Below are 13,161 nucleotides of genomic sequence, written 5' to 3'. Positions count from 1 at the left end.
TCCCTAAACATACATCCCTGAAGACAACCTCAAACCTTCAAGCAGTTTTTTATTATATGAATGCGTTGCAAGGGCTCCCCAAATTACACAGATGGGGTGCGTAATGATGAGTCCGTATCCCAGCGTCACTAGACCCACTATACCGGACACTATGAGCATTATGATCGCTCCCGGGATGGTTGAATAGAACATCCCAAGAGGTCCAAATAGAACGGTCAATATAATGGATATTCCGACACTTTTTGTTGGTGTGACGACTATTTGTCTAGGAAGATCGCTGTGGTTTGTCATTTGGTTTGCCCTCCGACGAAAGACTCAGGCAGAAGTAAAGAAAACTAAACGTTAACTCAAGAAATATCAACAAAAAGGGACGAAATTGGTAATTCATGATGAAACATGAGGTTTTAGATGGAAAAAGTAATGTCAAAGTTGAGCAAGCCAGTCCAGGATGTATCGGATTATCTCGGCGTTTATTGACGATTAGGGATTTGCTCGAACCATCCGAAACTTATTTATACGTGATCTTAAAACCAGAAGCATAAGCGGAACAATGGGCTAATATTCTGATCTCGGTAGATTCGTCTCCATTTAAGGCTTTTCTAAGAATCCCCTTATCAATACGAATTATCTTCTCATCGTAGTCAATTGCTTCTTTCTTTAGCATCGGTATCTTGCTCGATACCTCTATTTTCCATTGTCTTTCTTTATCCCAAACGGGATGGTCTTGACGAACCTGGGCTTCGATTTTTGCCAAGTATGATTCTATGGTGTCGTCGTCAGTTCTGAGCATTATCCTCTCCGGAATGTGGTCTGTCACAATATTCAAGATATAATTTGGCTCGTCATCCACTCCCAGATACTACATGAGCGAAAAAGGGAAGGAGAAACAAGGGTATAAATGAAGGAAGGCATAAGTCTTCAGGACAGTGGCTTTGGTCAGCCGGTGAGATATGCCTTCCGATAAGCGGGTATTACAAAACATCCAAAATAAATCCGCTCTCGTACGATTATACAAGGCGGATTCTGAAGGGTGTCATGAATACTTAACAGCATTCATTATGACAATTAGTAGTCTATTCAGTCAATTAAATAATTCCACGATGGAACCGCTCTCGAAAAACAGGTTGTGTCCACGTATGAAGATTATTACTATTTTGCATACTTGAAGGCGGGCATTTTTTTGATGGCGTCTTTTGTTGCGCCAGGTAATGTAAACTTTCCATCTACCACTTTAAATTGCTTGATCGGAATGGCGACGTCATGCTTGTCCACGCCCAGGAATCCTCCAACCCCGATTATTGCATAGGTAACGACCTTATCGGGAGCGATGATAATATCTTCTACCGTACCGACTTTCTCCTTCTTATCGTTGTAGACTCGCTTACCTATGACTTTTTTCTTGACGCTCCAACCGTTGACCACATTTGTTAACTCTGTAACCGTTACGCCTAAAACTACGGTCTCCGAACCGGCCACAGGAGGCGCAGGGGCTGCTGCAGGAGCAGTGACCGACGCAGGGGCAGGGGCCTTTGCAGGTTCGTCCGCGGCAAAACCAAAAGAGGCCATGAGCATCACCAGCCCCAAGCCTATCAAAAGCAGTTTCTTCATGAGATCTCCTTTCTTGAACGACAAATTAAGTCTAAAGTCAGGTAGACAAGTAGACCGTTTAGAATGTTTCAGCTCCAGTTGGACAAATTTGAAAGCGAATCAAAATAACAACAAGCAAGAAAAAACGCCTGACTCAATCATTAGCCAAAAGAGGCGTAAAATAAATACCCCCGTGTTCAAATTTTCGGCAGAAGCCGCCGGTTTTTAATACAAAAAAAGTCCAGTAATTGTAATGTCTTGTGGTTTGGAGGCGTTTTTATGTATAAATTTTTGAACAAATCCCTTAATTCAGACCTACTAATCGAATATGCAATCGATGACGGGAGCCTTGGTAACACATTGATATTAACCCCGATACGCGATATTTTCAGTTTAAATTAAACTTTGGCCCGGCAGTTGCATTAGTTCTTGGACAAGAAAATAATCTTCCCATCCTACGCCAACTGCAGTTTCAGTTGGTTTTTTTTTGGTCAATAATTGAGAGCGCAATTCAGCCGATTCGTCGGTAAGCTTTTCTTTGATTCTATCCTGGCCTTGCATGTGGGTACCCTGTCAATCCCTATCCAGGGTGTCACGGACCACTCTAGAAAGGTCATTTTTGTCAAAGGGCTTATGTATAATTCCCATGGCTCCTGAAACAACCACCCGGCCCGCTTGTTCGTCCGCCTTGGAAACACCGGTAGCTATTAGGACTTTCGATGTTGGATTAACCTTAAGGATCTCCTCCAGACATTTCTGGCCACCCATTTTGGGCATGACAAGATCCAGAATAACCAGAGATATGTTTCCAGATTCCCGCTTATACAATTCCAACGCTTCCAGTCCGTCGCAAGCGGAGATCACTTTGTAACCCATTTTATCAAGAATCCTCTTAGTGATAAGTCTCACAGACTCCTCGTCATCCGCCAACAGGATGGTCTCAGTTCCCCCTTTGGGCGCCGTCGTCTCGCACGTATCCTGGGAAACTTGTTCTGTTCTCTGGTCTACCGGGAGATATATCTTGAATGTTGTTCCCTGGCCAGGTTGGCTTTGGCAGTCAATAAAGCCGTTATGCCGCTTGACGATGCCATACACCGTAGCCAGACCCAAGCCGGTCCCTTTTCCTATTTCCTTCGTCGTGAAGAAGGGCTCGAAAATGTGACCTAGTGTTTCCTTATCCATACCATGACCGGTATCTGAAACAGTCAGAAGGACATAAGCGCCGGGGTTAACCGCAACATGCGTTTTGCAATACGTGTCATCCAAGACTACATTTGAGGTTTGAATTGAGAGTTTCCCTCGATCACGCATGGCGTCCCTGGCGTTGACGGCCAGGTTCATCAGAATCTGATCTATCTGGGAAGGGTCCGCATCGATTTTCGCAAGCTCTGGAGCCAGGGTGGTCTCAATTTCAATCATCTTGGGAATTGTCCTTGCCAACATACTTACAGCCTGTTGGACCTGATAGCCTAGATCGACAGGCTTGAACTGAGTCTCGGTTTTTCTGGTAAATGTCATTAGGTTTTTGACAAGCTCGGCCCCCCGTATTCCAGCCTCATATATTTTCTCCAGATCAAAAGAGTCCTTCTCTCCGTCTTTGTTCCGTTGCAGCATGAGTTCGGAATAGCCTATGACCGCCTGAAGTATGTTGTTGAAGTCGTGGGCGATGCCACCGGTGAGGGTTCCAATCGCCTCCATTTTTTGGGAATGAAAAAGTTGAGATTGAAGAACCTCTCTTTGTTGTTCAGCCTTAATACGATCAGAGACGTCACGGGCTATTGTTGATGCGCCAATTATGCCGCCATCCTTGTCAATGATCGGAGAAATAGTTAAGGATACCGGAATATTGGCGCCATCCTTGTTTCGGCGAACAGTTTCAAGGCGTTTCACTGATTTTCCACTCCTAATTTGTTCAAGGAAGCCCTGAATCTCATCCGCATGATCATGTGGAGCCAAAATTGATATTGGTTTGCCAAGTACTTCGTATTCCTTGAAACCATAAATCTTTTCCGCCCCTTTGTTCCAGCTCGTGATAATTCCATCCACGGTCTTTCCGATGATTGCGTCATCGGAAGAATCAACGATTGCCGCCAGCCTTAGGTTCTTCTTTTCCGATTTTCTTCGCTCAGTAATATCCTCAGAAATTCCGAGCAAGTATTGTGGCGCCCCATTGGCGTCCAGAATTGGAATCTTTTTTGTGTGTAATACCCGTTTGCCTTTCAGCCTGGTGTTTATTTCTTCTTCAGGAATTTCCGAGAGCTGTCCATTTGCCAGGACTTCCCTGTCTTTTGCAATGAAGAAGTCGGCTTGATCCGAAGAGAAAAAGTCGTGGTCGCTCTTGCCGAGCAAATCGTTTCGGGAATATCCAAGCAGATCCTCTCCAGCCTTGTTGAATCGGACAAATTGAAGATTCTCAGCTTCCTTGACGAAAATCATGTGTGGTATGTTTTCCACGACCTGCTGAAGAAAGGTCTCACTTCGCTGAACAGCTTCCTCCGCCCGCTTGCGCTCGGTGATGTCTTCTATTCCTCCGAATAACCGTAGACTATCTGAAGACCCCGTATCGAACACACATTTGGTTGACGCGCGGACCCAAACGATCTCGCCGGTCTTATGGCGCAAGCGCATTTGACAGAAGTCTATCCCTCCAGGAGTGACACCGATCACATGTGTGTCGAAAATGGGCAAATCGTCATCGACGACTAAAGCCCCCCAACATCCTAGAGTCTTTATTTCATTCTCCGAATAGCCGGTAATGCGTTCCGTCGCTCCCGTTATCCAGTCAATAGAATAGGCCGTAGTCGTTGATTTGCAGCAGGAATATGCTATGTCCGAGGTTATAGACGAGACATTGCGGTATGTCTCCTCAGCCTTCCGCAAAACATCTTCCGTCTGTTTGCGCTCGGTGATGTCTCTGTCAGTTCCCCTGTAGCCCTTGAACTCTCCATCTACGCCAAATATAGGAACCCCGCTAGTTTCTAAAATGACACTTCGACCGTCTTTGTGTAGATTCGTGTTTTCTAAAAAGGAAAAAGGCTCTCGACGGTCGGCGATTGCTTTAAAAATTGCGCCAATACGAGCCGCCTCTTCCGGACTCATAAAGTCCAAAGGGGTTTTACCTAGAACCTCTTCAGTCCTGTAACCCAGTACCTCACTTACTCTTGGACTAGCGTAGATATACTCCCACTTTTCATTTATTTCCCATACCCAGTCGCTGGTAGTATACAGCAAGTCTTGGAGTCGAGTCGCCGATACGCTTAATTCATGGGTGATTTCATGCACCCGATCTTCTAAATGCTCGTGGTACCGTTGCAACTCCTCCTCAGCCCGCTTGCGCTCGGAGATATCGGTCATAAGACAAAGGCCCGCCGGTTTTGCTTCCCACACGAGTAGCGATGTATGCATCGTTACCCATTTGACTGTTCCGTCATTCAGGACAATTCTAATATCATAATGAAATGGGGTATTATCACCTTGTAGTCGGCGCAAATGGTATTTTGCGACCATTTCTCGATCATCCGGATGAACAACCGAGGCAATGACATCGAAGGTTGATCGGTCCGCCTTTGAATATCCAGTCAGTTCTCGGGTTGCACGGTTAGCAAATTTGATGTGTCCGTCCTGAATTATTAAAATGGCTTCGTTTGCCCGATCAACTATCTCACGATAATGTGATTCCGACTGGCTCAAGGTCGTTACGTCGGCAAGGAGTTTAGCCTCGTTTGCCTTAGATTCAACGATCGCAAGGCGCATCTCACTTAATTCTTTAATGAGTTGCTCTCTGGTTTTGTCTTGGTCTTGCATGGAAAATACTCCGGAGTCGAAAACCAGCGGTATAAATGGTGACTACTACCCCAGTTAATATTGTATAAGAGGTCGATAACAAAATATATGATAAAATCAGTCCTGAAAAGAATAATAGATAGATTTAAATTGGGGAAATCACATACGGCGCTTGCCATTACAGGGTAGCTCCGAATTCATCAACTGATTTATTCGGAACCGTTTGAGAAGGTTGGCGCCTGAGGACGGAGTCGAACCGTCACGGGGACATGCCCCAAGGGATTTTAAGTCCCGCAAAGTAAGTTATTTACATTACTTTTCGCTAATCTTACCAGCTAGTTATAGATTAGTATCATCATTTATACACCTATATATCCCCAAAAAATGGGACCAAATTTACCAAGCTAGTTAGCTTAAAATGTTAAATTAAGCCCTCCGTAAAGTAATGGTATTGAACTGGGTTCCTTACTTTTGCGATTTGATGTAATTTGTTATGATGTTCCATTTGGAGTAAATTGAAAAAATTGGTTTTACCTTGGGAAAACTCTTTTCAGGAGTGGCTATGAGAACCAAAGATCTGGTGTGGCTAACTCTACTCTGCCTAGTGGCCCTGCTCACGCTATGCCTCAGGTATTTTCCCTATCTTCCGGGGGACGTAAGTAGTACCAGGCTTGTTCAGTCCTTACTGCCCGAATCCACGAACTGGGCTCAGGCTCTATCCTCAACTGCCAAATTCCCATGGGTCTTGATTCTAATTGGCGTCACGTTTGTGCTTTCCTGGGTGATTGCTGGGTTGCGTGCAGGATTGTTGTCAATCGCCAGCTTCGTAGGGTTGTGGGTGATTGGGACATGGCTTGGACAAGTCGTTGCCCAGCCACGACCTTCTCCCGAACTGGTTCAGGTGGCAGAAGCAATTCCAGGTTCCGCATTTCCTTCCATCTTTGCTTTTAATTATATGGCGACCTTCGGATTCGTGGCTGTTCTAGCTGCGGTCAAGGCCTCAGGAAGCTTTAGATGGACTCTGTTGGTCATATGCGCCTCGTTTCTTGTCATAGGGGGAATCGCCAGAGTTGGTCTAGCGGCTCATTGGCCCAGTGACGTGGCGATATCCTACCTCATAGGTCTCCTGTGGGTCACATTGCTCATGCGCTTCATTTGATCCCATCGGAGACTATAACAATCCAGTCCTCCAGAAATGCCCTTTTTGATCTGAAGACATCAGAAACGAGACTATCGTCTGTCGGTTTTGAGGAAGGGATTTAGAAAATGACAGCAACTGAAAAATATCGACAGCTTTTTCTCTGGAAATGTCTGAAACAGTACGAAATGATTCCCAATAAACACAAAAGCCCAACGATGAACAACGACGGCATCACTGGGCTTCCATGCTTCAGACAATTAGCTCGATGAGCTTACACGAACCAGGGCAAGTGGGTCAATGAAAAATAACCCCTCTGGTCGGACACATTGACAGAGGGGCTATGTGTTAAAAGACCCTATCAATAATTATAGCGTACCAGAAGAATACTTTTTGGGTCAATCACTAATTAAAGCGGCGCCATAGCTTGAAGTGACAACTCCAATACAGGCATTGGGTAGACCCGCACAACTACAACATGATAATCTTATGAAATGATTTGTGCCCCACAGAACTCTCGGCTTCCAAACAAAGGAGTAGATCGTGGCGCCCACCATTCGGACTCGTACCTACCTGTTATTATCAATCGGAGCGCTTTTTGTTTTTGTTGGTGTAATGGTCATCATTCTGGTGAACAGCAACATGAAAAAACAGGCGCTGGTGGAGGCGGAATCTAAAGCTCGTTTGATGCTGGACAGAAACCTTGCCACCCATACCTATTTTACAAAGGATCTAAAGCCAAGTCTTTTTAAGACTATAGGGCCATTGCAATCCACAGATTACTTTGATCCCATCTGGATGTCATCGACATACGCTGTTTTGAAGATGGAGAAATACTTCCACCATTTTAATTCAAAACCCTACTTCTATAAAGAAAGCGCTATCAACGCACGTTCCCCTGAGAACGAGGCTGACGAGTATGAAAGGCAGTTCATAAATGATTTGAGCGCTGATGTAAAACTTAACCAGAGAAGCGCTGTGCGTTTTTTCGAAAAACAGCCATTCTTAACTGTTATTCGCAGGGGAGAGTCTATGGAAGACTCTTGCTTGCGTTGTCACAGTACTCCAGATAGAGCCCCCGGAGATCTCGTCAAAAGATATGGTCCTGAGAAAAGCTTCAACAGGCATATAGGAGATGTTGTTGAGGCGATTTCGATACGAATACCCCTGGAAGTGGCCTATGAAAACGCCAATCGTTTTTCTCTCCATTTATCGGCGTTGCTTATAGGTTTATTATTCATGGTTTTTGGCGCCCTTTTTCTGCTGATTAGAGGATTCATTTTATCTCCTCTTACTGCGGTAAGGGATCAAGCGGTTTTGATAACAGAAAGCCCGGAACGGCTAGGAGAAGATATCTCACCACCCAAAAACAAGGAAATGAGGGATCTCGTAAACGCCTTCAATAAGATGTCCGTGAGACTGAAAGAAAGTTACCAAAACCTTGAGGAGAAAATCCGGGCTCGTACTGCAGAATTGGAATCTTCGAGGCAAGAACTCCTGGTAGAGGCTGATGAACTGAACAGAGCCCAGGTATCGTTGCGAGAGAGCCAGGAGCGATACCATGATATCTGGGAAAAAGCTCCTGTCATGATGGTGTCATTGGATTCTCAAGCGCAGATCAACTTCGTATCTGATCGCTTCTGCGAAGAACTCGGCTACGAGCGTAGTGAGGTTCTCGGACGGCGATCTTTTGATTTCCAGACAGAGAATTCGGCTCACTATGCTCGGTCGATTGTGTTTCCGGCTTTCATGAAAACAGGTCTGGTAATAGACGCTCCGTTGCAGTTGGTTAAGAAAAGTGGCGATGTCATCGATGTTTTGTTAAATGTGACAGCAGAGAGAGATTCTCAGGGTTCGATTGTGCGTTCACGTTCAGTGTTTATCGACGTTACCCAACGCAAACGGGCGGAAAATTTGCTGCAAGAGAGTGAGGAGCGTTATAAGAACCTGCTTGAGGTGGCTCCGGTTGGGATTGCGGTACACTCTGAGGGGGAAATTGTTTTTTTAAACCCCACTGGTGTGAGTCTGTTAGGTGGAGAAACAGAAGAGCAACTAATAGGCAAGCCGATCATAGAGATCATCCATCCCGATGGATTAGAAAAAGCGCAATCCAGGATAAAGAGAATGATGGCCGGAGAAAGAGGTCTTTACCCTGCAGAAGATGTTTACTTGAAGTTGGATGGCACATCCACAAATGTGGAAGTCATGGCGACTCCATTGCAATACGAATGCAAGCGGGCAGTACAGGTGATCTTTACCGACATCACAGAGCGCAAGAAAACAGAGGAGCAGTTGCGACGAAGTGAAGAGAACTATCTAAAACTGTTTCAGGATGCGCCCTTGATGTATGTCATCACCAGGAATGAGCAGGGAATTCCCTTCATTAGCGACTGCAACAAACTGTTTCTAAATTCCGTCGGTTTCGCTAGAGAGGAGGTAATTGGAAAACCCCTGGCCGACTTTTATTCGCCTGAGTCCCAGGCTCGACTTCTTGATGGTGGTGGCTATGCAAGGGCTCTTGCAGGAGAATACGTCATGGGCGAACGACAATTGTTAACGCGAGACGGTAGACTCATTCAAACATTCTTGTACACGATGCCTGAAACCGATTACTCCGGCCATGTGACCGGAACACGGTCCATGTTTGTAGACGTGACTGCCGAACGAAAGGCGGAGGAAACTCAAAGACGTCTGGCCACCGCCATTGATCAAGCTACAGAGGGGGTCATCATCACAAACACTGAGGGGACTATTCATTACGTCAACCCAGCAATAAGCAGAATGACAGGATACAGCAAGGAGGAACTTCGAGGGGCTAACCCTCGGATTTTGAAAAGCGAGGAACACGATTCTATTTTTTACGCTCAGTTATGGGCCACTATAAAATCAGGCAAGATCTGGTCAGGGCGGTTTATAAACAGGAAGAAAAACGGACAACTATATTATGAGGATTCCACGATTTCACCGGTAAAAGACACATCAGGAGCCATAGTGAACTTCGTTGCGGTCAAGCGTGATATTACGGAACATCTTGAGCTTTCAAAACAACTCTTCCAGGCTCAGAAGATGGAAGCGATAGGGACACTTGCAGGTGGCGTGGCGCACGATTTCAACAACCTGCTCCAGGCTGTATTGGGATATTCCGAGTTAATGCTCCAACGCAAAAAAGAAGAGGAACCTGACTACGCTGATCTACAGAAAATATATCAGGCGGGAAAGCGGGGCGCAGATCTGGTTAAAAGCTTGATGACTTTCAGTCGAAAGGTCGATACAAAGCATGTCCCCGTCGATTTGAATCAGGAAATAACCTCTGTTCGCAGCCTGTTATCCCGCACAATTCCAAAGACCATAAATATTAACTTACATCTCAAAGGGAACCTGGAATCAATCGAAGCGGACCCATCACAGATAAGCCAAGTCTTGATGAATCTGGGAGTAAACGCAAGGGACGCAATGCCGGACGGTGGGACATTAACTATTGAGACGACAAACATACAGATGGACGAGGAATATTGTAAGTCTCATCTTGAAGCCAAACCTGGGAATTACGTCGTGCTTACATTTTCAGATACCGGTCAAGGGATGGACAAGGAAACACTATCTCACATATTTGAGCCGTTCTTCACCACTAAGGAGATTGGTAAAGGAACCGGACTAGGACTTGCGACGGTCTATGGCATCGTCAAGCAGCACGGAGGCCAAATTAAGTGTTATAGCGAGCTTGGCCTTGGAACCACATTCACAATTTATCTACCTGCAATTCAGGTAGAACAAGATTCGCAAGCTCCAACCGTTGAGACCACTATTCCACGCGGAACAGAGACTGTTCTTCTGGTGGATGATGAAGACGATATTAGGGATCTTGGCGCAACACTTATTAGCCAGTTCGGATATAAAGTCATCACTGCTAATAATGGCAAAGAAGCTTTGGAGGCGTTCCAAAGGGAGGGCAACTGCATATCGCTGATCATACTGGACCTGATCATGCCTGAGATGGATGGCAGGAAATGCCTGGAAGAGATTCTCCGGGTCAATCCCAATGCCAAGGTTATTGTAGCCAGTGGTCATTCCGAGAGCGGATCGGCTAATAACGTCATGGCGGCCGGAGCAAGGGGATTCATCCAAAAGCCGTATAACATGAGACAGCTTTTGACTACAATTCGTGAGATCCTGGACATCGATTGATGGTAAAACTACATGCAAGACCGAGACAAAACCAGGGAACAGTTAATCGATGACTTGCGAAAGATGCGCCGTAAGATGGCTTCAAGCGAGTATTGTGAGGCTGCTCAACGGAATATCAACGAACGTAAGCACGAGGAGAATATCCTTAAACAGAGTGAGGAACGCTATCGCTTGTTGTTCCAAAATATGCTGGAGGGATGTGCTTACTGCAAGATGCTTTTTGATGACAAAGGCCACCCAGATGACTGGGCATAGCTAGACGTAAACCCTGCATTTGAGCAGTTGACCGGGTTAGAAAACATAGTTGGAAAGAAAGTGACCGAGGCAATTCCAGGGATCAAACAGGCGCATCCTGAATTGTTTGAGATTTATGGCAGAGTCGCATTGACTGGCGAATCCGAGAAATTTGAAATCGATTTCAAACCTCTGGGAATTGAAAGATACATAAGCGAACATTCTGAAGCCCAGTTCGGCCACGGCATCTGTTCTGACTGCATGAGAAAATTGTATCCCGAGTATGCTGATAAAATTCTTGGCGGTTTTGAGGAGGACGAAGAAAAATAGGGGTCTGTGGAAGAACTGGCATGAGATAGTTCATGAAAATCCGTGGATCTCTGGCTCACTCAAAAGATTAAGTGAAAAGGATTCTGAACGTCAGGTTTATCTAAGTTGGGAGGACATTCAAGGGATTAAATCTGAGTGTCCGGGTTGGTTTCAAGACATTCTTATGGTCGGTTATCTCACAGGGATGCGACGTGGGGAAATCTATCAGTTAACCTGGAGACACATCAACCTTCGTTCCAGAATCATTTCTTTCCATGCTACCGAGACCAAAGAGTCAGCGCCGTAGAGAATCCCTATTCATAAAGATTTAATGCCAATATTTGAGCGCATAGGGAGAGTGAGGTCTTTACAGGACGACGTAGTTTGGAAAATCAACGATAGACACGTGGAAAACAGCGTTGAGACGCTTACAATGGCCGGATCCAAAACCCCGTTTCCACGACCTTCGCCATGCATGGGAGCCTGATGCGCGTAGATGAGGCATCGATTCTGAAGTTCGAGAGAAGAGATCATGGGCCATGCGGGACGGAAGATGGGCGTGTCACCGAGATACGGTTTTGTCGATGACCAAGAACTCACATCCGTTATCGACAAACTCGCTTACGATAATGGATTAACCCAAATTCTAGCGGTATCCAAGGCCAAGAAATAGATATTTGGAGGGCTCAAATGGGACCAAAAGTGAGAATGTCTTGATTTACGAGTCAGTTTTTTAATGGTCTATGTTTAAAAACCCTAATGATTTGTGGTGCCTGAGGACGGAGTCGAACCGTCACGGGGACATGCCCCAAGGGATTTTAAGTCCCTTGTGTCTACCAATTCCACCACTCAGGCTTTGGAGAGTTGGACTCTCCGGCAGGATCAACCGTCAATTCTAATGATGGGGGCTGGAATGCCCACCAGCCAGAACATATAATACAGTTTTTTCAGATGGATTTGAAATAAAAAATGCCTCTTCTTCCTTCACATGAGTTGCGTGGCCAGACTCCAACACTGACTTGCCTTTTTCACTTTCAATTATCAGGCGACCATCAACGGCCAGAAGGATCTCCTCATGTCCTTCGCCGGGTTTGACTAGTCTGTTGTCCTCGCCTGGCGGAAGAGTCCCGAAGATCATGTAACACGCGTGTGTATGCAGATCCTTCATTCCGAGGACGTATTCACCGCCCTGCTCCTTGGCCAACCTATTGACATTGAAAACCTTCATTTTAGTCTCCCGAAGACTCGGAGGATCAAGCGTTGAACATTCTATACAGTCCGGCGGCTATTGAGGTCAAGGGATGCTCGCCTCGGGCGCTGTCCATGCCTCGGAATCTTGGGGATTCTTGACTTGACATGCCCGTTTCTCGAGTTTAATATTGCCATTGCTTACCTTCCGGTCGATGCCAGGTCAAAAAATTAAAAATTCTAGCTAAGTTGGGAATCTCTAATGAATCCTCAAACTTCCTCTGTTAAGCAATCAGCGTCGCCGATGTCGGCGGATTTAGTATCAGTAATCAATCAGTGTTACCAGTGTGGCAAATGTTCCGCAGGCTGCCCCGTTGCCCCTGACATGGACCTGTTGCCCCATCAGCTTGTTCGTCTGGCCGTATTGGGAGATGTAGACAGGATAATCCAGTCCAAGAGTATCTGGCTATGTTTGACATGCCACACCTGTGGGGCAAGATGCCCAAACGGCATCGACGTCCCGGGACTCCTTGATCCGATCAGGCACAGTATCCTGAGGAACAAGGGAACCTTGACCGATCCCAAGGTAGCCATATTTCACAAGACTTTTATGGACACGGTCAAGTATTTCGGTCGTGTCTATGAGCTTTTTCTCGTGGGAATGTATAAATTTAGAACCAAGACCTTTATGGAAGACATGGAGCTTGGCATGAACATGTTCCGTAAAGGGAAGTTGC

11 protein-coding genes and 1 tRNA gene are annotated in these 13,161 nt (G+C 45.8%); 6 read left to right on the top strand and 6 right to left on the bottom strand.

The genetic code is table 11. The features are described 5' to 3' along the window. Nucleotides 1-3: 3 nt before the first annotated feature. The 4 genes from WC647_15705 to WC647_15690 form a co-directional block, all read right to left on the bottom strand. Complete coding sequence (locus tag WC647_15705; protein MFA6223754.1) at nucleotides 4-291, bottom strand: hypothetical protein; 288 nt, start codon at nucleotides 289-291, stop codon at nucleotides 4-6. A gap of 217 nt (nucleotides 292-508) precedes the next feature. After that, a complete protein-coding gene (locus tag WC647_15700; GenBank protein ID MFA6223753.1) occupies nucleotides 509-790 on the bottom strand; it encodes a hypothetical protein in 282 nt (93 codons plus the stop codon). Nucleotides 791-1,149: 359 nt separating this feature from the next. Then, a complete protein-coding gene (locus WC647_15695; protein ID MFA6223752.1) occupies nucleotides 1,150-1,608 on the bottom strand; it encodes a PRC-barrel domain-containing protein in 459 nt (152 codons plus the stop codon). 552 nt (nucleotides 1,609-2,160) lie between these two features. Next, nucleotides 2,161-5,391, bottom strand: coding sequence for a PAS domain S-box protein (locus WC647_15690; protein MFA6223751.1), 3,231 nt, complete (start codon nucleotides 5,389-5,391; stop codon nucleotides 2,161-2,163). A 541-nt stretch (nucleotides 5,392-5,932) separates the two neighbouring features. Here WC647_15690 and WC647_15685 point away from each other — a divergent pair. From WC647_15685 to WC647_15665, 5 genes are all read left to right on the top strand, one after another. Continuing rightward, nucleotides 5,933-6,529 (top strand): phosphatase PAP2 family protein, encoded by a 597-nt coding sequence (locus WC647_15685; GenBank protein MFA6223750.1) that lies wholly within the window; start codon nucleotides 5,933-5,935, stop codon nucleotides 6,527-6,529. A 522-nt stretch (nucleotides 6,530-7,051) separates the two neighbouring features. Continuing rightward, complete coding sequence (locus tag WC647_15680) at nucleotides 7,052-10,693, top strand: PAS domain S-box protein (GenBank protein ID MFA6223749.1); 3,642 nt, start codon at nucleotides 7,052-7,054, stop codon at nucleotides 10,691-10,693. Nucleotides 10,694-10,705: 12 nt separating this feature from the next. Next, the gene (locus tag WC647_15675; protein MFA6223748.1) at nucleotides 10,706-10,948 is read left to right on the top strand and encodes a hypothetical protein; all 243 of its coding nucleotides are present in this window, start codon (nucleotides 10,706-10,708) and stop codon (nucleotides 10,946-10,948) included. A 60-nt stretch (nucleotides 10,949-11,008) separates the two neighbouring features. Beyond that, entirely contained in the window at nucleotides 11,009-11,257 is a 249-nt protein-coding gene (locus WC647_15670) for a hypothetical protein (protein ID MFA6223747.1), read from the top strand. Nucleotides 11,258-11,768: 511 nt separating this feature from the next. Beyond that, entirely contained in the window at nucleotides 11,769-11,909 is a 141-nt protein-coding gene (locus tag WC647_15665) for a hypothetical protein (protein MFA6223746.1), read from the top strand. A 94-nt stretch (nucleotides 11,910-12,003) separates the two neighbouring features. On the opposite strand, the gene WC647_15660 is transcribed toward WC647_15665, so the two are convergent. Continuing rightward, nucleotides 12,004-12,091: transfer RNA gene (locus WC647_15660), tRNA-Leu, on the bottom strand. A 40-nt stretch (nucleotides 12,092-12,131) separates the two neighbouring features. Further along, on the bottom strand, nucleotides 12,132-12,464 hold the full coding sequence (locus tag WC647_15655; GenBank protein ID MFA6223745.1) for a hypothetical protein: 333 nt from the start codon (nucleotides 12,462-12,464) through the stop codon (nucleotides 12,132-12,134). A 222-nt stretch (nucleotides 12,465-12,686) separates the two neighbouring features. On the opposite strand from WC647_15655, the gene WC647_15650 reads away from it, so the two are divergent. Beyond that, on the top strand, nucleotides 12,687-13,161 hold a 475-nt coding region (locus WC647_15650; protein ID MFA6223744.1), incomplete at its 3' end, for a 4Fe-4S dicluster domain-containing protein.

The organism is Desulfomonilaceae bacterium, from assembly GCA_041662605.1.
In the GTDB taxonomy this organism is placed as follows: Bacteria; Desulfobacterota; Desulfomonilia; order Desulfomonilales; family Desulfomonilaceae; genus CAJBEZ01.
The sequence above is the reverse complement of the archived record's forward strand: the minus strand, read 5'-3'. Positions and strand labels throughout refer to the sequence as shown.

Coding starts and splice junctions, on each gene's coding strand:
- WC647_15705 (MFA6223754.1), bottom strand. CDS start 291: ATGACAAACCACAGCGATCTTCCTAGACAAATAGTCGTCACACCAACA.
- WC647_15700 (MFA6223753.1), bottom strand. CDS start 790: ATGCTCAGAACTGACGACGACACCATAGAATCATACTTGGCAAAAATC.
- WC647_15695 (MFA6223752.1), bottom strand. CDS start 1,608: ATGAAGAAACTGCTTTTGATAGGCTTGGGGCTGGTGATGCTCATGGCC.
- WC647_15690 (MFA6223751.1), bottom strand. CDS start 5,391: ATGCAAGACCAAGACAAAACCAGAGAGCAACTCATTAAAGAATTAAGT.
- WC647_15685 (MFA6223750.1), top strand. CDS start 5,933: ATGAGAACCAAAGATCTGGTGTGGCTAACTCTACTCTGCCTAGTGGCC.
- WC647_15675 (MFA6223748.1), top strand. CDS start 10,706: ATGCAAGACCGAGACAAAACCAGGGAACAGTTAATCGATGACTTGCGA.
- WC647_15665 (MFA6223746.1), top strand. CDS start 11,769: ATGGGCCATGCGGGACGGAAGATGGGCGTGTCACCGAGATACGGTTTT.
- WC647_15655 (MFA6223745.1), bottom strand. CDS start 12,464: ATGAAGGTTTTCAATGTCAATAGGTTGGCCAAGGAGCAGGGCGGTGAA.